At 72.2% G+C, this 25440-nt stretch carries 23 protein-coding genes; 11 read left to right on the top strand and 12 right to left on the bottom strand.

Annotated features, from left to right (window positions below; translation table 11 throughout):
- The first annotated feature begins 5 nt into the window (after window positions 1-5).
- Entirely contained in the window at window positions 6-1502 is a 1497-nt protein-coding gene (locus WME95_RS29275; protein WP_437902646.1) for an OmpP1/FadL family transporter, read from the top strand.
- Here WME95_RS29275 and WME95_RS29270 read toward each other — a convergent pair.
- From WME95_RS29270 to WME95_RS29260, 3 genes are all read right to left on the bottom strand, one after another.
- Entirely contained in the window at window positions 1468-1968 is a 501-nt protein-coding gene (locus WME95_RS29270) for a host attachment protein (protein ID WP_437542017.1), read from the bottom strand. The genes WME95_RS29275 and WME95_RS29270 overlap by 35 nt on opposite strands.
- A gap of 289 nt (window positions 1969-2257) precedes the next feature.
- A complete protein-coding gene (gene pip / locus WME95_RS29265; RefSeq protein ID WP_437902645.1) occupies window positions 2258-3220 on the bottom strand; it encodes a prolyl aminopeptidase in 963 nt (320 codons plus the stop codon).
- Between the two features lie 173 nt (window positions 3221-3393).
- A complete protein-coding gene (locus WME95_RS29260) occupies window positions 3394-5238 on the bottom strand; it encodes an AMP-dependent synthetase/ligase (protein ID WP_437542013.1) in 1845 nt (614 codons plus the stop codon).
- A 268-nt stretch (window positions 5239-5506) separates the two neighbouring features.
- Between WME95_RS29260 and miaB the strand changes: the two genes are divergently transcribed.
- The 4 genes from miaB (at window position 5507) to WME95_RS29240 (ending at window position 9323) form a co-directional block, all read left to right on the top strand.
- The gene (gene miaB / locus WME95_RS29255; RefSeq protein ID WP_437902644.1) at window positions 5507-7000 is read left to right on the top strand and encodes a tRNA (N6-isopentenyl adenosine(37)-C2)-methylthiotransferase MiaB; all 1494 of its coding nucleotides are present in this window, start codon (window positions 5507-5509) and stop codon (window positions 6998-7000) included.
- A gap of 1 nt (window position 7001) precedes the next feature.
- The gene (locus WME95_RS29250) at window positions 7002-7586 is read left to right on the top strand and encodes a gamma carbonic anhydrase family protein (RefSeq protein WP_437791322.1); all 585 of its coding nucleotides are present in this window, start codon (window positions 7002-7004) and stop codon (window positions 7584-7586) included.
- Complete coding sequence (thiS, locus tag WME95_RS29245; RefSeq protein WP_437850249.1) at window positions 7583-7783, top strand: sulfur carrier protein ThiS; 201 nt, start codon at window positions 7583-7585, stop codon at window positions 7781-7783. Before WME95_RS29250 ends, thiS begins: the two co-directional genes overlap by 4 nt.
- 100 nt (window positions 7784-7883) lie before the next feature.
- Window positions 7884-9323, top strand: a complete 1440-nt coding sequence (locus WME95_RS29240; protein WP_437902643.1) for a VanW family protein — start codon at window positions 7884-7886, stop codon at window positions 9321-9323.
- 8 nt (window positions 9324-9331) lie between these two features.
- Here WME95_RS29240 and phhA read toward each other — a convergent pair whose 3' ends face one another.
- The 3 genes from phhA to WME95_RS29225 all read right to left on the bottom strand — a co-directional run bounded on the left by phhA (window position 9332) and on the right by WME95_RS29225 (window position 12817).
- Window positions 9332-10198 carry a phenylalanine 4-monooxygenase gene (phhA, locus tag WME95_RS29235; protein ID WP_437542005.1) on the bottom strand — a complete coding sequence of 289 codons (867 nt, stop codon included), beginning with the start codon at window positions 10196-10198 and terminating at the stop codon, window positions 9332-9334.
- A 478-nt stretch (window positions 10199-10676) separates the two neighbouring features.
- The gene (locus WME95_RS29230; RefSeq protein ID WP_437902642.1) at window positions 10677-11639 is read right to left on the bottom strand and encodes an MBL fold metallo-hydrolase; all 963 of its coding nucleotides are present in this window, start codon (window positions 11637-11639) and stop codon (window positions 10677-10679) included.
- Window positions 11640-11845: 206 nt separating this feature from the next.
- The gene (locus WME95_RS29225) at window positions 11846-12817 is read right to left on the bottom strand and encodes an aldo/keto reductase (protein WP_437708164.1); all 972 of its coding nucleotides are present in this window, start codon (window positions 12815-12817) and stop codon (window positions 11846-11848) included.
- Window positions 12818-13084: 267 nt separating this feature from the next.
- Between WME95_RS29225 and WME95_RS29220 the strand changes: the two genes are divergently transcribed.
- Window positions 13085-13654: a hypothetical protein gene (locus tag WME95_RS29220; protein WP_437902641.1), complete on the top strand. Its 570-nt coding sequence runs from the start codon at window positions 13085-13087 to the stop codon at window positions 13652-13654.
- Here WME95_RS29220 and WME95_RS29215 read toward each other — a convergent pair.
- Complete coding sequence (locus tag WME95_RS29215; RefSeq protein ID WP_437902640.1) at window positions 13570-14583, bottom strand: LysR family transcriptional regulator; 1014 nt, start codon at window positions 14581-14583, stop codon at window positions 13570-13572. The genes WME95_RS29220 and WME95_RS29215 overlap by 85 nt on opposite strands.
- 252 nt (window positions 14584-14835) lie before the next feature.
- Here WME95_RS29215 and WME95_RS29210 point away from each other — a divergent pair, with 252 nt between their 5' ends.
- Window positions 14836-15384 carry an ester cyclase gene (locus WME95_RS29210; RefSeq protein ID WP_437902639.1) on the top strand — a complete coding sequence of 183 codons (549 nt, stop codon included), beginning with the start codon at window positions 14836-14838 and terminating at the stop codon, window positions 15382-15384.
- A 93-nt stretch (window positions 15385-15477) separates the two neighbouring features.
- Here the strand turns inward: WME95_RS29210 and WME95_RS29205 are convergent, their stop codons facing one another.
- Entirely contained in the window at window positions 15478-16773 is a 1296-nt protein-coding gene (locus tag WME95_RS29205; protein WP_437902638.1) for a hypothetical protein, read from the bottom strand.
- A 256-nt stretch (window positions 16774-17029) separates the two neighbouring features.
- Here WME95_RS29205 and WME95_RS29200 point away from each other — a divergent pair, with 256 nt between their 5' ends.
- A complete protein-coding gene (locus WME95_RS29200) occupies window positions 17030-17701 on the top strand; it encodes a hypothetical protein (RefSeq protein WP_437902637.1) in 672 nt (223 codons plus the stop codon).
- 167 nt (window positions 17702-17868) lie between these two features.
- Here WME95_RS29200 and WME95_RS29195 read toward each other — a convergent pair whose 3' ends face one another.
- Window positions 17869-18612: a formylglycine-generating enzyme family protein gene (locus tag WME95_RS29195; RefSeq protein WP_437902636.1), complete on the bottom strand. Its 744-nt coding sequence runs from the start codon at window positions 18610-18612 to the stop codon at window positions 17869-17871.
- A 133-nt stretch (window positions 18613-18745) separates the two neighbouring features.
- Between WME95_RS29195 and WME95_RS29190 the strand changes: the two genes are divergently transcribed.
- The 3 genes from WME95_RS29190 (at window position 18746) to WME95_RS29180 (ending at window position 22264) form a co-directional block, all read left to right on the top strand.
- On the top strand, window positions 18746-19522 hold the full coding sequence (locus tag WME95_RS29190) for a hypothetical protein (protein WP_437902635.1): 777 nt from the start codon (window positions 18746-18748) through the stop codon (window positions 19520-19522).
- Between the two features lie 168 nt (window positions 19523-19690).
- A complete protein-coding gene (locus WME95_RS29185) occupies window positions 19691-20527 on the top strand; it encodes a hypothetical protein (protein ID WP_437902634.1) in 837 nt (278 codons plus the stop codon).
- Between the two features lie 642 nt (window positions 20528-21169).
- The gene (locus tag WME95_RS29180; protein WP_437902633.1) at window positions 21170-22264 is read left to right on the top strand and encodes an NFACT RNA binding domain-containing protein; all 1095 of its coding nucleotides are present in this window, start codon (window positions 21170-21172) and stop codon (window positions 22262-22264) included.
- 85 nt (window positions 22265-22349) lie between these two features.
- Here WME95_RS29180 and WME95_RS29175 read toward each other — a convergent pair whose 3' ends face one another.
- The 3 genes from WME95_RS29175 to WME95_RS29165 form a co-directional block, all read right to left on the bottom strand.
- The gene (locus tag WME95_RS29175; protein WP_437541982.1) at window positions 22350-22808 is read right to left on the bottom strand and encodes a tellurite resistance TerB family protein; all 459 of its coding nucleotides are present in this window, start codon (window positions 22806-22808) and stop codon (window positions 22350-22352) included.
- A 25-nt stretch (window positions 22809-22833) separates the two neighbouring features.
- Window positions 22834-23613, bottom strand: coding sequence for a sensor histidine kinase (locus WME95_RS29170; RefSeq protein WP_437902632.1), 780 nt, complete (start codon window positions 23611-23613; stop codon window positions 22834-22836).
- A 477-nt stretch (window positions 23614-24090) separates the two neighbouring features.
- Entirely contained in the window at window positions 24091-25347 is a 1257-nt protein-coding gene (locus WME95_RS29165) for a lamin tail domain-containing protein (protein ID WP_437902631.1), read from the bottom strand.
- Window positions 25348-25440: the final 93 nt, after the last annotated feature.

The following is a 25440-nucleotide window of genomic DNA, read 5'->3' as shown; positions in this document are numbered from 1 at the left end:
TCCACGTGCAAACGCCCACGATCCGCGCCGTGCTCTCCGTGGCGTCCGCCGCGGGGGCGCTCCTCCTGCCCGCGGGCGACGCCGGCGCCGCCGGGCTGTACTTCACCGACCGCGGCGTCCGCCCGTCGTCCCGGGGCGGGGCGTACATCGCCGGCGGCGACGATCTCGGGGCGATCGCCTACAACCCCGCGGGCGTCTACGAGGCCGGCACCCAGGTCCTGTTCGACGTCGGGCTCTTCGAGTGGCGCAGCCGGCACACGCGCCAGGCGATCGTGCGGCAGGTCGACCCGAACACCGGCGAGCCGACGGGCGCGAGCTTCGTGCAGACGATGGAGCCGGTGACCGGCAGCGCGCCGGTGCTGCCGATCCCCACGCTGGCGGCGTCGTTCAAGGTCGACCCGCGATGGGTCGTCTGGGGCGGGATGTGGGCGCCGTACGCGGCCCTCTCCAGCTATCCGGAGCAGGTGAACGGCATGCCGGCGCCCCAGCGCTACGCGCTGCTCACGCTCGAGGGCTCCGCGCTCGCCCTCGTGGGGGTCGGGGCGGCGTACGCGCCGTCGCCCGAATGGCGCTTCGGCGCCGGGGTCAGCGCGCTGGTCGGCGCGTTCAACAGCCGGATGGTGGTCTCCGGGTGCCTCCCGGAGCGGATGTTCTGCGCGCCCGAAGATCCGGAGTGGGACATCCATTCCGAGCTCAGCGTCGCGCCCATCGTGGCGCCCACGGGCCAGCTCGGGGCGCTCTTCGTCCCGACGCCGCGCTGGCGCGTCGGCCTGGCCTTCCAGCTGCCCATCTGGGTGCGCGCTCCGGCCAAGTTCAGGGCGCGGCTCCCCGCGGCGCCCGTCTTCGAGCGCGCCGTCCAGGAGGGCGAGGGCGCCGACGTCGCGTTCGACCTGCCGTGGATCCTCCGCGCCGGGGTGGAGGCGCGGGTCGTGGACGACCTGCGCGTGGAGCTCGGGCTCGGGGTCGAGGGCTGGAGCATGCACGACGACATCCTCGTCGAGCCCGACGGCGTGGTGCTCCGGAACGTCGCCGGCTTCCCGGAGGAGTTCCGCGTGCCAGCCGTCTCGTTCCCGCGGCGCTTCCAGAGCTCGCTCTCGGCGAGGCTCGGGGGCGAGTATTCCTTCGATCTCGCGGGCGCGCGGTGGGATCTGCGCGCCGGCGTGAGCCTCGAGCAGAGCGCCGTCCCGCCCGCGTACCTGTCGGTCCTGACGATCGACGCGACGAAGCTGACGACGGCGGCCGGCCTCGGCGTCCACCTCGGCCGGTGGCGCCTCGACGCGAGCTATGCGCACGCGTTCGCCGCCGACGTGAGGGTCGATCCGAGGGAAGCGCGGCTCCCGCAGGTGAGCCCGGTGCGGGCCAATCCGCCGGAGGAGCCGAACACCATCAACGGCGGCGCCTACAGCGCCCGGGCGAACGTCGTCGGGCTCGGCGTCGCCTACACGTTCGAGGCAGCCGGGAGCGGCGTTATCCGGCCCGCAGCTCGCGCAGCCGCTCGGTGAGCCGGGGGCCGTCCAGCCAGCTCAGGTCCTTGTCCACGCTCGTCTCGATGTGGTTACTGACCTGCTTGCTCACCGCCCCGCGGAGCAGGCCGAGGAAGTGCGGCGGCGCGATGAGCACCAGCGTCTCGTAGGCGTGCTCGTTCAGCCCCTTCTCCAGCACCTCCGCGAGCTCCTGGGCGAACTTCTGCTTCTCGACCTCCTTGGGATCGGTGTCGGGGGCGGCGCCGGGACGGCCGAGGTACTGACCCCCCGGGCCGCCGACAGGGCTGCTGTTCCCGCCGGAGGTGCCGTTCGGCTTGCGGCCGTGCGCGTCGGCCATCAGATCCCGCACGCGCGCCCGGCTCTCGTCATGGTTGTAGGACTCGAGCAGGGTGAAGCCCTTGCCAGCAGGCTCTTCACGATAGAGCTGGGCACGGCTTGCGTCGGAGACCAGGATCCACGTCTTCCGTGCTGCCTTCTTTGCCATAAGCCTCCACGGGGGAATCAACCCTTCCCTTGGTTTACGTTAAAGACCGACCCCACGCGGCGCAAGCGGCCGGAGGGCCGAGTCCGGCGTAATTCGGCCGGATCGCGCCCCGAGAGGCAGGCTCCAGCAGACTCGACAGCCTGCGCGCGGCCTGAATTGATGGATAGCGCGAGGGGGCGAGCGGCGCTCGGGAGGTGGTTGACCGCGAAATACAGTGTCTGGTGTACCGGACGTATCCACCGAGCTCGGCCGCGCCGCGGCGGCCGCGGCCGCGCTCGGTGACCGCCCGTCAGCGGAACCGGTCGGTCGCCTCGACCAGCTCGTGCAGGATGCCCGGCTCCATCGCCGAGTGCCCTGCGTCCGCCACGATGCGCAGATCGGACTCGGGGAACGCGCGGTGGAGCGCCCATGCGCTCTCCGGCGGACAGACCACATCGTAGCGGCCCTGCACGATGACGGTCGGGATATGGCGGATCCGGTGCACGTCGTCGAGCAGCTGCGTCTCCGTCGTGAAGAACCCCTTGTTCATGAAATAGTGGCACTCGATCCGGGCGAACGCGAGGGCGAACTCATCACCTGACGTCTTCGCGACGAGCTCATGGTTCGTGAACAGGCAGCTCGTCCGCCCCTCCCAGACGCTCCACGCGCGCGCCGCCCGCTGCTGCAACCCGGGGTCCGGGCTCGTGAGGCGCTGGTGGTACGCCGTGAGCAGGTCGCCCCGCTCGGGCTCGGGGATGAACGTGAGGTACTCCTCCCACGCGTCGGGGAAGATGGCGCTCGCGCCCCGCTGATAGAACCAGTCGAGCTCCTGCTTCCGCAGGAGGAAGATGCCGCGCAGCACGAGCTCCGTCACGCGCTCCGGGTGCCGCTCGGCGTAGGCCAGCGACAGCGTGCTCCCCCACGAGCCGCCGAACACCTGCCAGCGCTCGATCCCGAGGTGCTCGCGGAGCTTCTCCATGTCCTCGACGAGGTGCCAGGTGGTGTTCTCCTCCAGGCACGCGTACGGCGTGCTCCTGCCGCAGCCCCGCTGGTCGAAGAGCACGATCCGGTAGGCGGCCGGGTCGAAGAAGCGCCGCTGCTTCGGCTCCGTGCCGCCCCCGGGGCCGCCGTGCACGAAGACCACCGGCTTGCCGCGCGGATTGCCCGACTCCTCGAAATAGATCTCGTGAAGATCGGAGACGCGCAGCCTCCCGGCGCGGTAGGGCTCGATCTCGGGATACAGCGTTCGCCTCTGGGTGCCTGTTGTCGTCATGCCGCTCCCGTTCGTCGGTCGACGTCGCACGTCGCACGTCGCACGTCGCGCGTCGCGCGCCGGCGCGCCCAGGGTACGCGAACGCGCGCCGGGAGGGGAGAGGGCGTGGACGGGGGAGGGCAGGTGGCGGTGGGGGCGCGGCGAGGGACCGCCGGCAGGGAGGCGCGGGAGGCTCAGCCGGGCTGCGCGGCGTCGCGCGCCGCGGTCTTCTCCGCGCCGCCCGCGCCGCCGTAGAGCGCCTCGAGCGCGGGCCCGTACTTCTGGAGCGCCACGCGCCGCTTCAGCTTCAGGGTCGGCGTGAGCATCCCGTTCTCCGCCGTGAAATCCTCGGCCGCGAGGGCGATCTGCTTGATCTTCTCGAAGGACTTGAAATCAGACGCGTACCTGTCGACCTCCGCCTGGACGTGCGCGACCACCCGCGGGTGCTTCAGCATCACCTCCGTCGACTCGAACGAGAGCCCCTCGGCCCGCGCCCATTCCGTGAGCGCCGTCATCTCGGGCGCGATCACCGCCACGTTGAAGGGGCGGTTGTCGCCGTAGATCATCGCGCCGTTGATCAGCGGAGACAGCTTGATCTTCTCCTCGAGCGGGGCCGGCGCGACGTACTTGCCGTTCTCCAGCTTGTACTGCTCCTTGATGCGGCCCGTGACGAAGAGGTAGCCGTCGTCGTCGAGGTAGCCCAGATCGCCTGTGCGGAAGCCGCCGTCCTCCGTGAAGACGGCCTTGTTCTCCTCGTCGCGCTTGTAATAGCCCACCATGACGTTCGGGCCGTAGACGACGATCTCTCCCTGCTTCGGGTCGTGGGTCTCCGACCTGTCGATGACGATCTTCACGCCCGGGATCGCCTTGCCCACGCTGCCGAGGCGGCGGGCTCCCGGGTAGTTCACGGTGGCGACGGGCGATGTCTCCGTGAGGCCGTAGCCCTCGTAGACGGTGATGCCGAGCGCGTCGACGAACTCGGCCACCTGATAGGCGAGCGCCGCCCCGCCGCTGATGGCGTACTTCAGCTTGCCGCCGACACTGGCGCGTATCTTCGAGAAGATGACGCGATCCGCCGCGACGAGCGCGAGCCGCTCGACGAGGCCGAGGGGCTCGCCCTTCTGCTTCTTCGTCGCGGCGCGTAGCCCGGCGCGGAACAGGGCCTGGATGACGGCGGGCTTCCCCGCCATCTTCTTCTGCACGCCCTCGTAGATGCGGTTGAAGATCCGCGGGACGCTCATCAGCACGGTGGGGCGCACCTCGCCGAGGTTCGCGAGGATCTTGTCGACCGACTCGCTCAGCGCCATCGACGCGCCCACCGTGATCATCACGTGGAGCTCGCCGGTGTGGCCGAACGAGTGCGCCCACGGGAGGAACGACAGGCTCCGATCGCCGCCGCCGAAGGGGATGAGATCCAGCACCGCGCAGACGTTGGAGGCGATGTTGCCGTGCGACAGGATCACCCCCTTGGGGTTGCCGGTCGTGCCCGACGTGTAGATGAGGCACGCCGTGTCCTTCGATGTCGGCAGGATGGACGGGGCCGGGCTCCGCTCGCCCGCGGCGAGGAGCTCCTTGTACGAGCTGGTCTTCGCGCCGGGGACGCCGTCTCTCGCCCCGTCGGGGTCGAACAGACAGACAACGTGCTTCAGCGAGGGCGCCTTCTCGGGGAGATCCTTGCATTTGCCGTAGATCTGCGGCGTGGCGACGATCGCGGCCACGGCCTCGCAATCGTTGATGATGAACGCCCACTCGCTCGGGAGCTGCGCCTCGTACATCGGCACGACGGCGACTCCCATGCTGAAGCAGGCGTACGCCGAGACCGCCCACTCGACGCGGTTGTTGGAGATGAGGGCCACCCGATCCCCCCGCTGGACGCCGAGCGACGCCAGCCCACCGCGGAACCTGGCGACGAGCTGCCCGAACTCCGCATACGTGATCCAGTCCCAGCGGCCATCGGTCTTCGTGCCGAACAGCGGCCTGTGGCCATGAAGCTTCAGCGCGCGATCGAGCAGGTCTACCAGGTTCTCCAGTTTTGCCATCGGTCTCCTCCCGATCCGATTGTTAACATGGTACTGCGCCGCGTCAGTGTCCTTTTGGCGGCACGTGGCGCCGGCTGTTGTCGCGCCGACGCTGGAGCGGCCCCGCGCGCGTCGCTCGGCGCGGGGGCGGGGGGGCCGCGCGGGGTTGACGATGGGGGGAGCGGGAGCGCTCGCGCGCCGTCGGCGGCGTCGGCGGCGTCGGCGGCGGGGCTCCTGGCGCGCGAGGTGGCGGCCTCGGGCCCCTTCTGTTAGAGCGTTCATCGCTTCGATGCCCCGGTATTCCATCACGACGTTCGGCTGCCAGATGAACGTGCACGACTCCGAGCGGATGCACGACGTGCTCCGCTGTGCCGGCTACACGGAGGCCGGCAGCGCCGACGAGGCGGACGTGCTGGTGCTCAACACGTGCAGCGTGCGCGAGAAGGCCGAGCAGAAGCTGCGGAGCGAGGTGGGTCGGCTCGCGCGCTGGAAGCGGGAGCGCGCGGACCGGGTGCTCGTCGTGGCGGGCTGCGTGGCGCAGCAGGAGGGGGAGCGCCTCCTCAAGCAGATGCGCGCGATCGACGTCGTGGTGGGGCCCGACAACATCCCGGAGCTGCCCGGCCTGCTCGGCGACCTCGCGATCGGCGGGCTGCCGATCGCGCGCACGGTGTTCGACCTCGACGCGCCCCGGTTCCTCGTCGCGTCGCCGCCGTCGCCCTCGTCCTCGCCGCGCGCCGCGCCGACGGCGTTCGTGACCGTCATGAAGGGCTGCGACGAGCGCTGCTCGTTCTGCATCGTCCCCCACACCCGCGGGCCGGAGCGGTACCGGCCGAGCGACGAGATCGTCGCCGAGATCGCGGCGCTCGTGGCCGCGGGGACGCGCGAGGTCACGCTGCTCGGCCAGACGGTGAACAGCTACCGCGACCCGCTCGGCGCGCTGCCGCGGGCCCCGGGCGCGAGCGCGGACGACCCGGACGAGAGCGAGTTCGCGGCGCTGCTCCGGCGCGTCGCGGCCGACGTCCCCGGCCTCGCGCGCCTGCGCTACACGAGCCCGCACCCGCGGCACCTCACGCCCTCGCTCGTCCTCGCCCACGCCGAGCTCCCCGTGCTGCCGCGCCACGTGCACATGCCGGTGCAGTCGGGCAGCGATCGGGTCCTCCGGCGGATGATCCGCCGCTACACGCGCGCCGAGTACGTCGCGCGCACGCGGGCGCTCGTGGAGGCGGTCCCGGGGCTGACGCTCTCGACCGACATCATCGTCGGCTTCCCGGGCGAGACGGAGGACGACTTCGCGGCGACGCTGTCGCTCGTGCGCGAGGTGGGGTTCAAGGGGCTGTTCGGCTTCAAGTACTCGCGCCGGCCGCACACGCCCGCGCTGAAGCTGCCGGACGACGTGCCCGAGGGCGTGAAGGGCGAGCGGCTCGCGCGCCTGTTCGAGGAGAGCGAGGCGCTGCTCGCCGCCCACCTGTCGGCCCTCGTGGGGACGACGCAGCAGGTGCTCGTCGAGGGGCGCGACAAGGAGCGCGGTCACGGCGGAGCCGGCGGCGCGCTCTGGTCCGGCCGGACGGGGCGCCACGAGATCGCGCACATCGACGGCGCCGGGGAGCTCGATCTGCTCGGCGAGGTCGTCGAGGTCTCGATCACGCGGGCGAACAAGCACTCGCTGCAGGCCGAGCTGACCGAGGCGGCGCGCGCCGCGGCTCGTCCTCGGCAGCGGGGCGGCGGCCTGGACGCGCGGCCCGGCCGGCGCTCGCTGCCGGTGGTCGCCGCCGAGGGCGGCTGAGGTGGCGCTCGTCCTGGACCTCGGCGGGGTGTCCCCGCGGCTCGGGCGCGACGTGTTCCTCGCGCCGAACGCGACGGTGATCGGCGACGTCGAGCTCGGCGACGAGGCGAGCGTGTGGTTCGGCGCGGTGCTGCGCGGGGACATCGGCGCGATCCGCGTCGGCCCGAGGACCAACGTGCAGGATCTCGCGTGTCTGCACCTGACGGGCGGCGTCTCGCAGACGATCGTCGGCGCCGACGTGACCATCGGGCACAGCGCGATCCTGCACGGCTGCCTCGTCGGGGACGGGTGCCTGATCGGGATGGGCAGCATCGTGCTCGACAACGTCGAGATCGGCGAGCGCTCGGTGATCGCGGCGGGCGCGGTGGTGCCGCCGGGGCGGGTGATCCCGCCGCGCTCGATGGTGCGCGGCAACCCGGCCCGCGTGGTGGGCGAGGTGCGGCCGGACCAGGCCGAGCTCGGGAAGCTGGGCGCCGCGGGCTACGTGGAGAACGCGCGGCGCTTCCGGGCGGCGCTCGCCGGGGAGGCCGTCGAGCCGCCGGAGGTCGCGGCGCGCTTGGTGATGCGAGAGGTGAGGAAGCCATGAACATCACGGTGAACGGGGAAGCGCGCGACGTGCCGGCGGCGCTCACGGTGCGGAGGCTCGTCGAGCTGCTCGGGCTGACCGAGGGGCCGGTGGCGGTGGAGCGCAACGGCGAGGTGGTGCCGCGCGCCGAGCACACGGCCGCCGAGCTCGCCGAGGGGGACGTGATCGAGATCGTCCATTTCGTCGGCGGCGGCTGAGGCCGCCTCGGCGCCCCTGGCGTCCTGACGGTTTTTTCTCTTCTCAACGGTCTGACGATCTTCCAGATCGTCCGCGATCCGGCTAGCATGGCGAGCTGCCGTGGATACGAGGGCCCTCGTTCTGGTCTTGGCGCTCGGCGGGTCGGCCGGCGTGGGCGCCGCCGTGGGGGTGCGCCATGTGTTGCCGGCCTCTCCGGTGGTCCGCGGCCTCTCGGTCGGCGAGCGCTTCCTGCCGGAAGGCGCCGCGCCTGCGGTCTGGCTCGCGGCGCGGCGCGACGCGCTTCGCGAGCGCGTGGTCCGGCTGCGCCACGACGACGTGGAGCTCACCGCCACGCTCGGTGAGGCGGGCGTCGAGGTCGACGTCGACGAGACGCTCGCGGCGGCGCAGCGCGTCGGCCACGAGGGGCCCTGGGCGCGGCGGCTCCGGGAGGCCCGAGGGGCGCGGTGCGGCGAGATCGACGTGCCGCTCGCCTGGGCCGTCGATGAGCCGCGGGCGCGGGCGTTCCTCGAGCGGCTCGCTCCGCAGATCTACCGGGCGCCCGTGGACGCGCGGCTCGACCTCGCGAACCGGCGCAAGATCCCGGAGCAGGCCGGCCGGGCGCTCGACGTCGAGGCGTCCATCGCGGCGCTGCGGGCCGGGGAGCACGGCGACGAGGAGCTCGTCGAGCTCGCCGTCCGGCAGATCTTGCCGCAGGTCGTCGTCGCCGACCTGGTGAGCGTCGACGTCACCAGGGTCGTCGCGGCCTACGAGACGAAGTTCAAGCAGCACGGCAAGGAGGCGGGGCGCGCCCGCAACATCAGGAACGCGGCGTCCAAGATCGACGGCACCATCCTGGCCCCGGGCGACACCTTCTCGTTCAACGCCCATGTCGGCCCCCGGACGGCCAAGAACGGGTTCACGATCGCCCCGGAGATCCTGGGGGATGAGACCGTCCCCGGCTACGGCGGGGGGACGTGTCAGGTCTCGAGCACGCTCTACGCCGCGTCGCTCTTCGGCGCGCTCGACACGCCGGACCGCCAGAGCCACTCCCGCCCGAGCGCCTACATCCCCATGGGGCTCGACGCGATGGTGACCTACCCGGAGTCGGACCTGAAGATCAAGAACACGCTCCCGTTCCCGATCATGATCCACGCGTATCTCCCCGAGCCGACGGTGCTCCGCGTCGAGATCCTGGGCGGAGACCCCGTGGCGGAGGTCCAACACCACGTCTCGGCCGAGCACACCGACGATTTCATCCGGCGCATCTACGTGAAGTCCGAGCTCGCCGAGGGCAAGGTGAAGCGCCACCAGAAGGGCTCGTGCGGATACGACGTGAGGTCCTTTGTCACCGTCCGTTACAAGGACGGCAGGGCCTCGGAGCGCAGCTATTCGAGCGAGTACAGGCCCGCGCCGGAGGTCTTCTGGGTCGCGCCCGACTACGACCCGCAGGCGCTGCCGGCGCTCTCCGAGCACGCGAAGGCGGTGGAAGAGCTCCGCGAGGGGGAGTCCCCCGCCGAGGCGCCCGCTGCGGCGGGGCAGGGCGGCGCCTACTCGATGTAGGGGATGCCTTATCCCGCCACCCCCTTCGCGAGCGCGTAGGCCTGCGTGCCGCGTGTGTAGATCCGATCCTCCGGCAGCACGTCGGCCGGCGCGATGTCCGTCAGCTGGGCGACCTGTTCGTAGAGGGGCGCGAAGTCGGTCTCGAGCGTCTGGCGGAGAAGATCCTCGAAGCTGTCGATCACGAAATAGCTCTGCTGGTAATCGTCGATTCGATAGCGGGTGCGCATCAGCCGCAGCAGATCGAAGCCGACCCGATTGGGCGAGGGATCGTCGAGCGCAAAGATCGATTCGCCGTGCGAGGAGACGATCCCTGCGCCATAGATGCGCAGGCCCTCTGCGCTCTGTATCAGCCCGAACTCGACCGTGTACCAGTAAAGGCGCGCCAGCCGCTGGATCGCGCCGAGCCCGTTCGCCCGCTGGCCGCCCTGGCCATAGGCCTGCATGTAATCGGCGAAGACGGGGTTCGCCAGCAGGGGGACGTGGCCGAACACGTCGTGGAAGACGTCCGGCTCCTGCAGATAGTCGAGCTGCTCGGGCGTGCGGATGAAGTTGCCGGCGACGAAGCGGCGGTTCGCCAGATGTTCGAAGAACACATCGTCGGGGATCAGGCCCGGCACCGCCACCACCTGCCAGCCGGTCGCATTCATCAGGCGATCGGAGAGCGCGTCGAAGTTCGGGATTCCGCTGTCGCCTAGACGCAACACATCGAGCCCGGCCAGGAACTCGGGCGCGGCGCGGGCCGGGAGTAGCTTGGCCTGCCGATCGAACAGCCGGTCCCACAGCGCGTGCTCGGCCGCGCTGTAGCGCTCCCAACGCTGGGGAATCGTCCAATCCGCTGCCGCGCCTTCGGGCGGGGTGCCGTGTGCATAGCTCATGGTGGGGGAGAATGATGTCCAGACGCTCCGGGGAGAAGGCATCATAGGAACATGGCGTCCGCAAGGGCAATCCTGCTGGTTCCCGCGCCTGCCGACCGTGGCCGCGCAACCGGACACGTCGGAGGAGCTCCGCCGTCGCCTGGTGAGGGTGGCCACCGTGCTCGCGCGCCTCCAGGCGCTTCGCCGCGCTCCGGCAGGAGCGCGACGGGACGCCATGCGAGATACAGCACGCGGCGCGCCCAACGCCGGCAGGATGGCAAGGACATTGGCTGTCCGTGCGCCCCAGGCGTCGCTTGACCAGGGATCGTCCTCAGGGGAAACTCTGTGTCCATGACGGCGGGCGGCGCCCCTCTGTGCGCGGCCGAGGCGCCGAGGATCGCCTGCTGCCAGGGATGACGACGGGCGTTGTCTTGGCTTAGCTTAACTTCGCTGCTCGCGACGACAGACGTATGATGACCGTCATCTTCTTCTGGCTCGCTCAACGTGGCCGACGCGCGAGCTCGGCCATGAGGCCGAAGAGCTCGACCGGGCCCGGCGAGGGGAGCTTCCCGCCGCTGAACTCGCGGTAGAGCGTGTGCACATTGACCACGATGCGCTCGGCGTCGCTCCAGCTCGCGTAGTCGGCGAGCGCGATGTCGCGGGCGGCGTCCGCCGGGGGCATGCCGGCGTCGTAGCGGCGCCGGGCCTCGTCGCGGATGTACACGAGGTAGTCGCGGACCGCGCGCACACCGGCGCGATCCGTGATGGGGCCGTGTCCCGGCACGATGACGTCGACGTCGGCCGCGAGGAGGATGTCGCAGGCCTTGAGCCAGTTGCCGATGGGCCCTGCCCACATGATCGGCGTCGCGTCGATGAAGAGGACGTCTCCCGTGTAGATCACCCGGTCCGCCGGCACGTGCACGAGCAGATCGCCCTTCGTGTGCGAGGGGCCCACCTCGATGAGGCGGACCTCCTTGCCCCCGACCGCGACGGTCAGCTCCCCGTCGAACACCCGGGTCGGCGGCGTGGGGGCGATCCCGTCGAAGTCGAAGGCGCCGAAGCAGTGGACGAGGTACTCGCCCAGCGCGCCCGCGGCGCCGCTGCGCGCCTGTCGCATCAGCATGGCCAGCATCGGCGCGGGGACCTCGTCCATCTCGGCGGCGCCGGCGCGCGTGGCGATGATGGTCGCGCCCTCGACGAGCGCGTTGCCGTAGCAATGGTCGCCGTTCGCGTGGGTGTTCACGACGGTGCCTATCCGCGCCGCGGCGGGGGCCGCCGCGCGCATGGCGTCGAGCATCTCGCGCGTGCGCTTCAGGTCGAAGAGCGTGTCGACGAGCAGGGCCTCGCCGTCCGAGGTGACGAGCCCCGCGTTGCTGAGCCCCCAGGTGCCGGCCGGCTGGAGATAGGCAAAGCAGCCATTGCCGATGTCCTCCAGCCCTTGCTCATACCGCCATCGGCCCATATCGATCCCCTTGTGCCCGAGCGTCTCGGGACCTCGGAGCGTAGGCCACCCGCTCGACGCCATGGAATCGAAATCGCTCCGTCCCGCGGCGCGATTCCTGAGGAAGGCGCAGGCGTGGCGCCCGGGTGGAGGCGAGCCGGCTGGATGGCGCCGGCGGCGAGCGCCGCGCGCTGCGGCGCCGGCGGCGGGCGCCGCGCAGGGCGGCACTACCAGGCGTAGGCTTCCGGCGCCTCGCCGCCGGGGCCGGGGAACATCGCGTCGAGCCGCCCGAGGTGCTCCGGCGTCAGCGTGATCTCGAGGGCGCGCAGGCTCCCGTCGAGCTGCTCGGCGGTGCGGGGGCCGAGGATGGGCGACGTCACGACGGGGTTCCGGAGCAGCCAGGCCACGGCCACGTCGGCGGGCCGCTCTCCGATCTCGGCGCAGAACGCCTCGTACGCCTCCAGCTTGGCGCGGTTCTTGTCGATGCGCGCCTGCGCATCGGCGGAGGAGCGCCGGCCCTCGCGCGCCTTCTGGAGGGCGCCGCCGAGCAGCCCGCCGGCGAGCGGGCTCCAGGGCAGGACGGCGAGGCCGAGCGCGCGGCACGCGGGCAGGACCTCCAGCTCGACGGTGCGCGCGTTGAGGTTGTACAGGCTCTGCTCCGAGACGAGCCCGAGGAAGTGCCGCTGCGCGGCGAGGCCGTTCGCGTGCGCGATCTGCCATCCAGCGAAGTTGCTGCTGCCGACATAGAGGACCTTCCCCTCGCGGACGAGCTGCTCCATCGCCTGCCAGATCTCGTCCCAGGGCGTCTCGCGGTCGATGTGGTGCATCTGGTAGAGGTCGATATGGTCTGTCTGCAGGCGGCGCAGGCTCGCCTCGCAGGCGCGCCGGATGTGATAGGCCGAGAGCCTCCTGTCGTTGGGCCCTTCACCCATGAGGCCGTAGACCTTCGTGGCGAGCACGATGCGGTCCCGGCGCCCGTCGCCCTGGGCGAGCCAGCGCCCGACGATCTGCTCGGTGATCCCCTCTCCGCGCTTCCGCCCGTAGACGTTGGCTGTGTCGAAGAAGTTGATCCCGTGTCCGAGCGCTCGGTCCATGATGGCGAAGCTGTCGGGCTCGCTGGTCTCCGGGCCGAAGTTCATCGTGCCGAGGCAGAGGGGGCTGACCTTCAGGCCGGTGCGTCCGAGATTGCGGTAGTCCATGGCGCCGGAGGGTAGCAACGCGCTCCGCGGGCCGTCCACGCCCCAGGGCGGAACGCGTCGTAGGGATTCGCCGGAGTCGCGCCGTCATGAGCCGGCCCGGCGGGCGGCGGCGCCGAGCGCGCGACAGGCGCCGCGCGCCGCGCGCCGCGCGCCGCGCCGAAGACCTCGTCGCGGGGTGGCGGCGGCGCGGATCCAGCGCGGAGGGCCGCTTCCTTGATGCGCAACGGTGCTTCACTTATGCTCGCTCGCCGGGGCGAGGAGACGACCATGTGGCAGCAGGAAGACACGGAGATCGCGCACGCCGAGAGCGTCCACGACGAGGCGCGGGGCATGCGCGGCGTCCGGTTCGTCATCGATATCGGCAACATCGACCCGTTCGACGCCGCCGCCATGTGGTGGGATCAGCAGGGCTGCGCGCGGGAGCTCTTCCCCGGGACCGGGTGCGAGATGCAGTCGGGATCGTTCCATGAGCCGCGCTTCGTCGTCCGGATGAGCGTGCCTCTCCCGGGCGTCGGGCACTTCACGCAGACGTTGCGCTTCTCCGCGGAGCGCGCCTCGCCCGAGGTCTTCGTCATCGTCGTCGATGCGTTCGAGGAGAACGTGCTGTGGACGCGGGGGCTCGGGACTTACCGCTTCTCGCCGGGCTCGGGGGGCACGACGCTGATCGAGGTGACGAGCCTGTATGCGCCCAAGGTGCCGATCATCGTCCTGAATCAGGCGTCGCTGGCGGCGGCCCGCGCGCACCAGCGGCGCTACCTCTCGGGCCGGCGCCCGACGGACGAGGAGAGAGCGCAGTTCCTGTCGGCGATCGGCGCTGGCCCGCAGGCCGACGCCTGAAGCGCGCCGCTCGGCGTCGAGGCGGCCAGCACCGCGGCCTCGTGCGCGGCGAAGCGCTGCTGGAGGAAGTCGACGAACAGCCGCGCCCTCGCGGGCAGGAAGCGCCGGCTCGGGTAGATGACGTTCACGGCCGAGCCCGGCGCGGGCAGGTCGGTGAGCAGCGGGACGAGGCGCCCGGCGTCGATGTCGGCGGCGACGTCCCAGATCGACTTGAAGGCGAGGCCATGCCCGGCCACGGCCCAGTCGCGCACCAGGTCGCCGCTGTCGGCCACGAGCCGCCCTGAGGGCCGGACGGTGTGGAGCCCTTGCTCGGTGCGGAAGGTCCACGAGAGGGCGCGCATGCCCGGGCGCTGCAGCACGATGCACTCGTGGCCGGCCAGGTCTGCGATCGTGCGCGGCCGCCCGCGCCGCGACAGGTAGGCCGGCGCGCCGCAGACCACGCGCCGGCTCCGGGCCAGCCGGCGCGAGACGAGGCGGGAGTCGGCCAGCGCGCCGATGCGCACGGCCACGTCGACGCCGGCCTCGAACAGGTCCACCACGCGGTCCGACAGGCTGACGCGCACGCTGAGCCGCGGGTGCGCCGCCGCGAAGTCGGCCGCGGCCGGCCCCACCCACTGGCGGCCGAGATCCACGGGCGCCGACACGCGGAGGACGCCGCGCGCCTCGGCCTTTCCGGCGGTCACCGCGAGCTCGGCCTCGCTCACGTCGGCGAGGATGGACATGCAGCGCTCGTGGTAGGTCGCGCCCTCGCTGGTCAGCGTGAGCCGCCGCGAGCTGCGCTGGAGGAGGCGCACGCCGAGCGCCGCCTCCAGCCGCGTCATGCGCTTGCTCGCCACCGCCGGCGAGAACCCGAGCTCGCGCCCCGCCGCCGACAGGCTGCCGCCCGCGACCGCGCACACGAACAGCTGCATGTCCTCGAGCTCGACCATCGCGCGCGCCCTCGGCGAACCCCGGGAGTGTAGGCGCGCCCGCGAACATCTTCAACTTTATCGAAAAGCTGGTTCGGCCAATGCGCTCGTTCTCCTTCGTGGAGGAAAGGATCAAGGTGTCCGTGTCGCCGCGCCGGTGCGGGCCCAGGGCCCGCCGCGCTCGACGCTGCGCCCCGCCGTGCCGGCGGCGCCTCCGGTCGGCGCGTGCGCGCTGACCGGCTGCCCGAGATCGCCGTTCGAAGGAGACACGTCATGAGAAAGCCCTTGTTGATCAGCGCCCTCTCCCTCTCGCTCTTCGCCGCCGCGAGCGCCTGCCATCTGCAGGGCGCCGGCGCGGAGGACCTGCCCTCGCCGCGGTCGATGGTCGTCGACGCGAGCCTGCCCAGGGCGCAGGCGGACGCGGAGATCCTCGCGGCGCGCCGCTTTTACGCGTTCTGGGGCACCGGCGAACCGCGCTACCTCGACGCGGCGATCGCGCCGACGTTCACCGATCGCACCTTGCCCGAGGGGCGCCCGCAGGGCCCCGAGGGCCCGGCGTTCGCGTCGAAGAGCTTCCGCGCCGCGGTGCCGGACCTGAGCTGCGAGGTGGAGCAGCTGATCGTCGCCGGCGATCGCGTGGTGGCGCACCTGCGCTTTCGAGGCCACTTCACCGGCGCCTTCGGCGACAGGAAGGGCGCCGGGCAGGCCGTGGACTTCATCGCCACGGACATCCTGCGCGTGCAGGACGGTCGCATCACCGACAACTGGCACATCGAGGACAACCTGACGCTGTTCCAGCAGCTCGGCGTCGTGGCGCAGTGACCGCCGACGGGGGCGGAGCGGGCCAGGGGTATCTCGTCACATCGTGGCACGACCATCGTTGCAACTTCGCCGGGAGCGCGATCGGCGCGCGGCTCACTTGGCCAGCTTGATCACCGATGCTGGCCGCTCGTCGGTGGCCCAGGTCGTCCAGTAGAGAGCGCCGCAGTCCTGGACGAGATCTCGGATGTCCGCGCTGTCGGCGAGCGGCTCCGGCGCGCCGCCCGAGGCGCGCACCCGCTGGAGCTGCCCCTCGCGGCTGTACCAGTAAACAAAGGTGGAGTCTGCCAGCAGGCGCGTGGGGAAGTCCGTCGCCACGAGCGCACCTGCGTCGGTACCGTCCTTGTTCGCGGCGTAGATGGCGTAACCGCTGATCCAGAAGATCCGCTCGCCGACCGCGATGTCTCCGGGGAGATCGCCGTCGTGGATGGGGATCGACGCGACGATCTCGGTCTGGCCGGGCTCCCCGAGCGCCATCCGCCGAACGGTGCTGTGCGTCCCGCCGGGCTCAAGCTCGGTCCAGTAGAGATGGGTGGCGTCGAGCGCGAGGCCTCCGACGTACGTGTCCCGGTCGAAGACGGAGAGGCCTGTCTGATCGGTCGCGTCGACCCGCGCCGCCCAGATGCGCTTCGGGACATCGCGCGCGTCGGGATCCTGCTCCGGGTCCTCGATCACGCCGGTGATCCAGTAGACCCAGCCGCCGCCGGCCACGGGCCGCCGGTAGCCCGCCGCTCCCTGGGCGCCGGCGACCGTCGAGACGGTGACGTTCCCCGTGAGCGGCATCCGGTACACGTCCGGCTCGGTCTCATCGGTGATGAGCAGCGAGCTCTCCGAGCGCGCGAGCAGGGTCGCGAGCGAGTCGAGGACCATCAGCGGCTCGGTCGAGCCGGAAGCCGCCTTCTCGGTCGCGAAGATCGTGCTGCCGTAGCCGCTCGCCCAGAGCACGCGCCCATCGTCCCCGTCCCCATCCACAACGAGGCCGATCGCCTCGTGCTCCTCATCGTTGGCCGTGGCGAGGACGACCGGCAGACACCTGCCCTCCTCGCAGGCGCCGCCGAGGCAGCTCCTGCCGGGCACACAGCAGTTCTCCGGATCGGAGAGGTAATCGTTGTCGTCGTCGGCGGCCTGGCACGCGCCCGGCGCGCGCCCTGTGAACGGCTCGATCGGGCACTCCGCGGAGGGTCCGCCGGCCGCGCCGCTCCCGCCCCCGCCGGCCCCCGAGCCTGCGCTTGCGGTGGCCCCTGCGCCCCCTGAGCTGCCCGAGCTCCCCGCGCCGCCTGCCGCGGGATCTCCGCTGGCTTCTCCGTCGGGGATCCCCCAGACCGCGTTGCAGCCGAGCGCCGTGCTCAGGGCGGCGCACGCCGCCAGGCCGGTCCAATGGGTTCGTCGCATCGCGGTACTCTAGCGCCGCGTGCTTTCGGTGGAGAAGCCGGACGCGCGCGCGATGTCGGTTTCTGATCGACACGCGTCGACTCCCGTCGGCGGGCAGACGCTCAATGCGACAGCCCCGCTGCCACGGTTGGAATTTGGTGACCACCTCGTCCACCATCGCGCGATTGCGTCGCGTGCGGCCGCATGCTTTCTAGTCTCTTCGTGAATCGCTCGCGCGGCGAGCGCCGCGTGACCAACACCATCCTGAAGAGGTACCTTGCTTTATCACAACAACTCGCTTCGATGGGTTCTTTGCCTGGCTCTCGGGCTCTCGGCGGCGGCTTGCTCCGATGACGATTCCTCGGGCACCGGCGGCGGTGCCGCCTCCAGCACGACCGGCAGCGGCGGCGGCTCCAGCCAGGGCGGCGGCGGCGCTGGCGAGGGCGGCAGTGCGGCCGGCGCGGGGGGAGAGGGCGGCGGCGGTGCGCCGGCTGGCACCGGGGGAGAGGGCGGCGGCGGCGGCGCGGCCGGCGCCGGGGGAGAGGGCGGCGGCGGCGCAGCCGGCACCGGGGGCGAGGGCGGCGGCGCGCCTCCGAGCGATCCCGCCTGCAGCGCGGACACCGCGGCGTTCGCCGACGTGGAGCCCATCCTGACGAGGAGCTGCGCGAACCAGTACTGCCACGGCAGCGCCGGCGCGCCGTCCGGCGGGCTCGACCTCCGCGCGAGCGCGGCCGCCGGCAAGCTCGTCGAGCAGGACAGCGCGTCCTGCTCCCGCGAGCAGGCGCTCGTCGTGCCGTTCAAGCCGAGCAGCAGCTATCTCATGAACAAGCTGAAGGATGTCGACCTGTGCGACCCTGACGAGAGCAGGATGCCGCCCGGCGGGCCGCTGCCCGAGGCCGATATCAAGAAGATCAACGACTGGATCTGCGCCGGCGCTCCCGCCCGCTGAGCGCTGCCTCGTCAAGATCGTCGATGCGACCGCGCTTGCCGGCGCATGCCGATCACTGGCAAACCGGGAACTGCGATGAGGTGAGTTGCTCGGCGGTGGTGGTATTCTCCGCTCTGTGCACTCGGGCAACCGAGCCTCTCGCCGATTCGCCCTCGGGGGACCCTGGGCTACGGCCCTGGCCGCGGATCCTTGCAGCAGCGAAACCCGATCTCGTAGAACCGGAACATCGGTCCATGCGAGTCGTTGGTCCCCCGGCACCCCGCCCACGGCTTGGACCAGTAGCCGCCCTTCAGCGACGAGCGGTGTGGCCACTCGGGGCGCGAGGTCGACACCCACTCTTCGACGTTGCCGACCAGGTCGACCACGCCGTACGGGCTCACGCACGCTGGGTACGAGCCCGACGGCTCCCCCTGCCAGAGCCGCTGCGTCTCGGCGGCCCGCACCGCCGGGTCGTCGGACGCCAGCCGCCGCTCGCTGATCCCTCGGTACGGCTTGCTGACGTTGCAGGCGGCCGGATCGTGCGCGTGACCGTAGGGGAAGGGGAGCGCGGACGGCCCCTCGCAGGCGAGCTCCCACTCGAACTCGGTGCAGAGGCGCTTGCCGACGGCGGCGCACTCCCGCTCGGCCTCGATGAAGCGGAGCATCACGACCGGCAGCGCGCCGGCCCGGTTCGGCCACTCGTGGCGGTCCATGCACGTGCGCACCGGCGTGAAGCGCGGCTCGGCGGCGAACAAGCCGGGGAAGAAGCCGAAGCAGTGGCCGCCGCGGTAGCTCGTGCAGATCCGCTGCACGCTCTCGGCGTGGGTGCCCTCGACGAGCACCATGTCGGACGGGCAGGACGCCGCGGGGCCGGGCCGGGGCGGCGCGTCGGCCTGGGCGAGCAGCGGGGCGAGCAGGAGGTCGAGGAGCACGCGGCGGGTCTCTATCGCAAAGCCGCGCGGCGGACGAGAGGCCGCGCGGCGGCTCGCCTCGATTCGCGCCCGTCGCGCCCGTGCCGCGCTCGCGCTCGGGCGCCCACCTGGGGTACTCTCGCGGTCTATGCGAATGGCGCTGCTCAGGATGCGCGCCGCTGCGCTCGCCGCCCTGGCGTGGGGAAGCGCTTGCGGTGGCAACGTGGTGGTCGACGGGATGCCGGACGGGTCAGGAGGCGCCGGGGCGACGAGCTCCAGCGCGGTCAGCACGGGCGCGTTCGGCTCCAGCGCGATCAGCGTGGGCGTGGGCGGTTCCAGCGCGATCAGCGTGGGCGTGGGCGGTTCCACCTCGGTGACCGTCGGCGGGGGCGGCTTCACCGCGGTCAGCAGCAGCGCGACCTGGATGGCCACGTCGGGGACAGCGAGCGCCTCCACCGGGGCGGGCGGCGGCGAGGCCTGGTCGATGTGCATGAGGTTCTGCGAGATCTATACGGATGCCTGCGAGCAGGTGGAGCCGGGGCAGTGCGAGGGGTTCTGCAAGGGGTATGTGAACGAGGCGCCCCAGTGCAACGAGCGGCTCGCGATGTTCTTCGAGTGCGCGGCGAACGCCAGCGTCGACTGCGACTTCGTTCCGCAACGGTGCCAGCCGTTCCTGACCGAGTACGACGCGTGCCGGGACAGCGGCGGCTGCACGCCGCTCGAGTGCTTCGCCGATCGCAACCGGACCTGCTCCTGCAAGGGCTCGTGCCCGAACGCGGGGTTCGCGGTCGAGTGCCGCCCCGACATGCGCAACGGGATCCTCTGCTCCTGCTTCGTCAACGGCGAGGAGGTGGCCACGTGCCAGGATGTCGGCCCGGCGTGCGACCTCGCCCACGGCTGTTGCGAGCCGATCTTCGACGGGTTTCGCTGAGGGGCGCCCGCGGCGTTCGCCATGGAGGGCGAGCCGGGGAGCGCGGCGCAGGGCGGAGCGATCGTCGAGACGATGGCGCGCTGCGCGGGGGCGCGGATCGACGCTGCGCTCGCGCCCGGGCGCGCTCCTGGGGTACTCTTGCGGTCCATGCGAATGACGATGCTCAGGATGCGTACCGCTGCGCTCGCCGCCCTGGCGTGGGGGAGCGCGTGCGGTGGCAACGTCGTCGTCGATGGGATGCCCGACGGGTCAGGAGGCGCCGGGGTGACGAGCTCCAGCGCGATCGGCACGGGCGCGGTCGGCTCCAGCGCGATCAGCACGGGTGCAGTCGCCGTAAGCGCGGTCAGCGTCGGCGTCGGCGGCACCAGCGTGGGCGGCTCCGGCGTGGGCGGTTCCACCGGGGTGACCGTCGGCGGGGGCGGCTCCAGCGCGGTCGGCGCCGGCGTGGGTGGCACCGGCGGGAACGGCTCCAGCGCGGTCAGCTCCAGCGCGACCTGGATGGCCACGTCGGGGACCGCGAGCGCCTCCACCGGGGCGGGCGGCGGCGAGGCCTGGTCGGCGTGCGTGCGCTTCTGCGAGCGCTACGAGGAGGCGTGCGGGGTGTTGGCGCCGGGCGGCTGCGGGACGATGTGTGACTACGACCTGGCCCAGGCGCCCCAGTGCAACGATCTGCTCATCCCGTACTTCGACTGCCTGACGAACGGCAGGTCCGACTGCGATCTCGTCGGGCCCCGGTGCCAGCGGTCCCTGGACGAGTACGACAGGTGCGCGAACGGCGGCGGCTGCCCGCGGATCGAGTGCGCAGGCGATCCCGGCGGGGCCTGCAGTTGCAAGGGCGCGTGCCGGGGCGTGGTCGTCGCGGCCGAGTGCCGCACCCAGAGCTCGGGCAGGACGCTCTGCTCCTGCTTCGTCAACGGTGAAGAGGTAGCCTCGTGCGAGGACCGCGGCGGGACGTGCGAGCTCGGGCGTCGTTGCTGCGGGCCGTACTTCGAAGCGTTGCGCTGAGGGGCACGAGCGGGGTTCGCCATGGAGGACCACACGGGGGGCGCGGCGCAGGGTGGGGCGCTCGCCGAGGCGCTCGCGCGCTGCGTGGGGGCGCGGATCGACGCGGTGCACGCGAACCCGGCGACGGGGCTCGTCGCGCTCGCCGTCTACGACGGGACGCGGCGCGCGCTCGGCGCCGGCATCGGGCCGCGCGTTTCAGGGGTAGGGATCCTGCCGAGGCTGCCCCGGCTCCGCGCCGGCACGTCGCACCCGCTCGTCGCCGCCATGAGGGCGCACCTGGTCGGCCGCCGCGTGCTGGCGATCGAGGTGCGGGGCGACGGCATCGTGATCGTCGCGGGTGATGATGATGCGGTCATGGTGGAAAATGACCGAGAGGGTGCAGAGGACGCACCCAGGTTGGGGTTGGCCGCACCCGAACCCGGGTTGAGGCCGGCGGCAGTTCCCCAACCCGGGTTGAGGCCGGCGGCAGTTCCCGAACCCGGGTTGGGGGCGGCGGCAGTTCCCGAACCCGGGTTGGGGCCGGCGGCAGTTCCCGAACCCGGGTTGGGGGCGGCGGCACCGAGGTTGGGGTTGGCCGAACCCGGGTTGAGGCCGGCGGCAGTTCCCGAACCCGGGTTGGGGCCGGCGGCGCCCCCACCCAGGTTGGGGTCGTCCCCGGGGGCGCGGCTGGAGCTCACGCCGGGACGCCGCGGCGAGGCGCGGCTGCTCGACGCCGCCGGCCACCTGATCCTCCGCTGGCCGCCTCAGGGGGGCGCCCCGCAGGCGGCGGTCGCTTACCCGGCGGATCCGCTGGCCGCCGGCTCGGCGCTCGTCGAGGCGAGCGACGACGCCGCCGCCGGGCAGGAGAAGGCGGCGCTCGCGCGCGCCGTGAAGGCGCGGCGCGCGGCGCTCGAGCGCAGGGCCGAGGCGGTGCGCGGCGATCTCGGGCGGCTGGGCAGCGTCGCGCGCCTGCAGAAGACGGGGCAGCTCCTCCTCGCGCAGGGCGCCCGTGTGCCGCGGGGCGCCGCGAAGGCGCTCCTCGACGACTGGGAGACCGACGGCACGATCGAGGTCGTGCTCGACCCGTCGCGCCCCGCCAAGGCGCAGGCCGAGGCCTTCTTCGCCAGGGCGCGGCGCTACCAGCGCGGCGAGGCGGTGATGCGCGCGCGCCTCGCCGAGACCGAGCGCGCCCTCTCGGCGATCGCCGCGCTCGCGGCGGACATCGCCGCAGCGGAGGCGCGGCCCGAGTCGCTCGATCCGCTCGCGCAGCGTGCCCGCTCCCTAGGCGTCTCGCGCGCGGAGCTCGCCGGCGAGCCCGGGACGTCCGGCGCCCGCGCCCTCCGGGCCGGGCGGCCCGCGCCGCGGCGGCCGTTCCACGCCTACCGCAGCGCGTCCGGCGCGGCGATCCTCGTCGGCCGAAGCGCCGAGGACAACGACGCGCTCACGACGAAGCACGCGCGGCCGCACGACCTCTGGCTTCATGCGAAGGGCGTCACGGGCTCGCACGTCGTCGTGCCGCTCGCGAAGGGGGCGAGCTGCCCCGCGGACGTGCTGGTGGACGCCGCGACCCTGGCGGCGCACTTCAGCGACGCGCGCGGCGAGGCGGTGTGCGAGGTGAGCTACGTCCAGCGCCGCTACGTGCGCAAGCCGCGCGGCGCCGCCCCGGGCGCGGTGGTCTTCGACCGGGAGAAGGTCATCGCCGTCCGCATCGAGGGCGATCGCCTCTCGCGGCTGCTCGCGACCAAGGAAGAGGGCTGACGCCGCGCACGGCCGGCGGCGGCCACGCCCGGAGGCGCACGTCTTCGCCCGCCGCCGGAGCCCGCGCCGCCGGTGGAGGCCGCCGTCAGGTCGCGAACGCCGCCCGGACCTGCTCGTTCAGCTGATCGAGCCGGCGCCCGGGGAGCTCGGCCGCGCGGGCGAGCGACTCGATGACCGCGCGCTCCGCGTCGGAGATCCCCTCGCTCGCGTGGGCGACCGCCAGCGCGATGATGATGCCCTCTTCCACCGCGTCGCAGTCCATGAGGATCTCCGCGAGCAGGCGCACCCGTGGCTCGACGCCCGCCGCGGCGATCACCTTCAGGCTCGCCTCGATGAGGTAGCGGACGAGCTCGGCGTTGAGCTGGGCGCCGAGCATCGGCTCGATGAGCTGGCGCAGGGCGTCGATCTCCTCGGCGTCGACGGTGCCGTCGGCGTTCGCCACGAGCGCGCCGAGGTCGACGATCGGGGTCGGGTTGTACTCGTTGAGATCGAAGCGGGCGCGGAGCAATCCGGCCGCCTGCTGGACCAGCTCGGGAGGCTTCATGTCTCCACCGCCCCGGCGATTCGCCTCATGACTCACCACCTTTCGGGCCGCGGCGCCGCACCGTCTCGGATTCGCTGAGGCCGAGGCAGAGCTGCGCCCGGAGCGCGCGCAGGCGCGCGAGCACCTCGGCCGAGGCCGACTCGGCCTCGGCCCGCTCGATGGTCGCGTCGAGCGTCGCGAGCCTGCCTGTCTGGAGCGCCTTGAGCGAGTAGGTCATCTGCACGAACGTGTCGAACAGGTCCCCGAGCTCATCGCCCTTTCGCAGCCCCTCTCCGATGGTGAGCCGCGTCGTGCCGACCTGGCGGCAGAGGCGCTTCAGCTGGTGGACCGGCCCCACGATGCGCTGGGTGATGAAGACCCCGAGCACGCCGAGGACGGCGAGGAGGAACGCGCCGCCGCCGACGAGGATGCCGAGGAGACGACCTTGCAGCGCCTCGACGTCGGCGCGCCGCCTGGCGACCTCTGCCAGGTTGCGCTCGTACTCGCGGTTCGTCTTCTCGAGCTCCTCGTCGAGGGTGCTGCCGAGGTCGGCGCCGTCGCCGCCCAGGGCGGCGGTGCTCATCTTGAGGATCTTGGCGCTGTTCGCCGCCTCTTTGAGCGCGAGCTCCGCCTGGGTCGCCGCGTAACGCGCCTGTTCGTTCGCGACGCTCGCGGTCTGCCAGATGACGAGTCCGAGCGCCACCATGACGGCGAGCACCACCGAGACCAGGAGCCCGGTGTATTTGAGCTGGAATCGCGGGTTCAGGAGCAGCTTGCGGCGGGATGCCGGGCGGGTCGTGGCGCGATCCTGGGCAGGTGAGGTCATGAGGGCTCGTCAGCGGGCGCGCGGCATCGCCGCGTGTCCAGGATAGACCAGGAGCGGGCCGCGCCGGTGCGACCCCCCACGAAAACGCACTGCGGTCTCCGTGGTACAGCATTCCGTGCGCCGGTCGCAAGGCCCAATCCGCGGGCGGGGCTCCGGCGCGGTTCGCGGCTTGTGAGGGCCATGAGGCCGCGGCGCTGGTGCCCGGGGCCGGCGCGGCACCGCCGCAGCGGCGCGGCGTGATGGCGGCGCACCCGGTCGGGGCATCGTGTGCGCTCCTGTCGGGCCCAGTCGGGGCACAGGAGGTCGTCTGAGCCGCGCGAGGCGTCGTTCGGCCTTGCCCAGCTCAGGGAGAGCAGCGGCACGGGCGCCCCGATGACTCCCGATCTCCTCGTCATGAGCGATGAGCTCGACAGCGGCTCAGGGGGCGTTCTTTCCGGCGCCCGAGGCGCTGCCGCGCTACCCCACGGCCTTCCGTCGCTACAGGCAACCGCAAGCGATCGCGCCTTCGCGCAGGGAAAAGCCGTCGTCGTCGGCGTCGTCGGTCCAGAAGAACGGCTTGACGCCGCCGCTGCACTCCGCGTCCGGCGCGAGCGCGATGCCTTCGTTGTTGGAGTCCGGCAGCCCGCTGGGGGGCCTGAAACGCCGCTCCAGCACGAAGCGCCCGAGCGCGTCGTCGATACCGAACACGGCGGATTGGTTGTCGCACGTGTCATCGCAGTGAGCCCACAAGCTCCCTGTGTCACGGTCGAGCTCGAGCCCCATCACGCCCTCGAGCGGCGTCGAGATGCTGGCCACCAAGGTGGCCGCGCCGCTCCCGTGATTCAGCGCGAGAGCGTACAGCTTGCCGGTCTCTTCCACGCCCACCAGAAACAGGCCGCCGCCGTGCTCGCCGTAGTCGCTCGGGGCGTAAGCTCGGGACTTGCTCTCGTCGAAGAAGTGGTGCGCCGTGAGCAAGCCGTCAGCCGCCCAGGTGACCGCTTCAAGACCCGCGTTCGCGTCGACCTCGGGCAAGAGCGCGGTGAGGTTCCACTCGTGAGTCGCGGTCAACGTCGCTCCGGCGGCCGTCACGTCGTATCGCAACACGGACAGCCGGCTCACGGACGGATCGTCCGTGTCGCGCTCGGCGCACACGTAGACGCCCGCGGCGCTCGTGGCGGCGAGCGTCACTCCCTCCGCGTCGGGCGTGCCCTTGCCGTTCGGGTAACGTAGCCGTTTGCCGGAGGCCCAGCCATTGGACGTGTCCGGCGCATAGCTCGCTCCGCTCTTCAGCAACCGAAACAGCCTGGCGGAGAGGTTGTCGGTCGCCCACAGCACGCCGGGCGCCTCGTAGGTCAGCCCGCTCAGATCGCTCTCGAACGCGTCCTCGCTGTCGAGCGTGTGGACCTCGGCCTTGCCAGGCCACGGCGACAGCTGCGTCGAGCCCGCCGGGCACGCCTCGGCACCGCCCGCCCCCGGGCCGGCCTCGCCGGCGCCGGCGCTGCCGGCGGCTCCGCCAGCGTTCGGGCTGCCGGCCACGCCGGTCGAGCCCGCGACAGCCGCAGCGCCGCCGCTCCCTCCCGCGCCGCCTGCTTGTGCTGCGCTCCCGCTCGAGCCTCCTGCCGCGGACGAGGCCCCGGTCGCCGACGTACCGCCTGCTCCGCCCGACGGCGCTGGCAGAGGCGACTCGCTCGACCCGCTGCTGCACGCGGCAAGCCATGCCATCGCGACGACAGTCGCGTAAGACCGACGGTTCATCGTCCTCTTACCCTCGGCCTTGAACTCTCGCCAACCGGTCGCCGGCACCAAGCAACGATAGCACTCGAGCGCGCCACGTCACAACGGCTGATG

The organism is Sorangium sp. So ce327 (assembly GCF_051530205.1).
Classification (GTDB): Bacteria; Myxococcota_A; Polyangia; order Polyangiales; family Polyangiaceae; genus Sorangium; species Sorangium cellulosum_B.
Note: the sequence above shows the minus strand (reverse complement) of the source record. Positions and strands in the feature narration are given on the sequence as shown.

What these genes read in the sequence shown, in the direction of transcription:
- WME95_RS29270 (WP_437542017.1), bottom strand. Translation starts at nt 1,968, where the DNA reads ATGGCAAAGAAGGCAGCACGGAAGACGTGGATCCTGGTCTCCGACGCA.
- pip (WP_437902645.1), bottom strand. Translation starts at nt 3,220, where the DNA reads ATGACGACAACAGGCACCCAGAGGCGAACGCTGTATCCCGAGATCGAG.
- WME95_RS29260 (WP_437542013.1), bottom strand. Translation starts at nt 5,238, where the DNA reads ATGGCAAAACTGGAGAACCTGGTAGACCTGCTCGATCGCGCGCTGAAG.
- miaB (WP_437902644.1), top strand. Translation starts at nt 5,507, where the DNA reads ATGCCCCGGTATTCCATCACGACGTTCGGCTGCCAGATGAACGTGCAC.
- thiS (WP_437850249.1), top strand. Translation starts at nt 7,583, where the DNA reads ATGAACATCACGGTGAACGGGGAAGCGCGCGACGTGCCGGCGGCGCTC.
- phhA (WP_437542005.1), bottom strand. Translation starts at nt 10,198, where the DNA reads ATGAGCTATGCACACGGCACCCCGCCCGAAGGCGCGGCAGCGGATTGG.
- WME95_RS29230 (WP_437902642.1), bottom strand. Translation starts at nt 11,639, where the DNA reads ATGGGCCGATGGCGGTATGAGCAAGGGCTGGAGGACATCGGCAATGGC.
- WME95_RS29225 (WP_437708164.1), bottom strand. Translation starts at nt 12,817, where the DNA reads ATGGACTACCGCAATCTCGGACGCACCGGCCTGAAGGTCAGCCCCCTC.
- WME95_RS29220 (WP_437902641.1), top strand. Translation starts at nt 13,085, where the DNA reads ATGTGGCAGCAGGAAGACACGGAGATCGCGCACGCCGAGAGCGTCCAC.
- WME95_RS29215 (WP_437902640.1), bottom strand. Translation starts at nt 14,583, where the DNA reads ATGGTCGAGCTCGAGGACATGCAGCTGTTCGTGTGCGCGGTCGCGGGC.
- WME95_RS29210 (WP_437902639.1), top strand. Translation starts at nt 14,836, where the DNA reads ATGAGAAAGCCCTTGTTGATCAGCGCCCTCTCCCTCTCGCTCTTCGCC.
- WME95_RS29205 (WP_437902638.1), bottom strand. Translation starts at nt 16,773, where the DNA reads ATGCGACGAACCCATTGGACCGGCCTGGCGGCGTGCGCCGCCCTGAGC.
- WME95_RS29190 (WP_437902635.1), top strand. Translation starts at nt 18,746, where the DNA reads ATGGCGCTGCTCAGGATGCGCGCCGCTGCGCTCGCCGCCCTGGCGTGG.
- WME95_RS29185 (WP_437902634.1), top strand. Translation starts at nt 19,691, where the DNA reads ATGCGTACCGCTGCGCTCGCCGCCCTGGCGTGGGGGAGCGCGTGCGGT.
- WME95_RS29175 (WP_437541982.1), bottom strand. Translation starts at nt 22,808, where the DNA reads ATGAAGCCTCCCGAGCTGGTCCAGCAGGCGGCCGGATTGCTCCGCGCC.
- WME95_RS29170 (WP_437902632.1), bottom strand. Translation starts at nt 23,613, where the DNA reads ATGACCTCACCTGCCCAGGATCGCGCCACGACCCGCCCGGCATCCCGC.
- WME95_RS29165 (WP_437902631.1), bottom strand. Translation starts at nt 25,347, where the DNA reads ATGAACCGTCGGTCTTACGCGACTGTCGTCGCGATGGCATGGCTTGCC.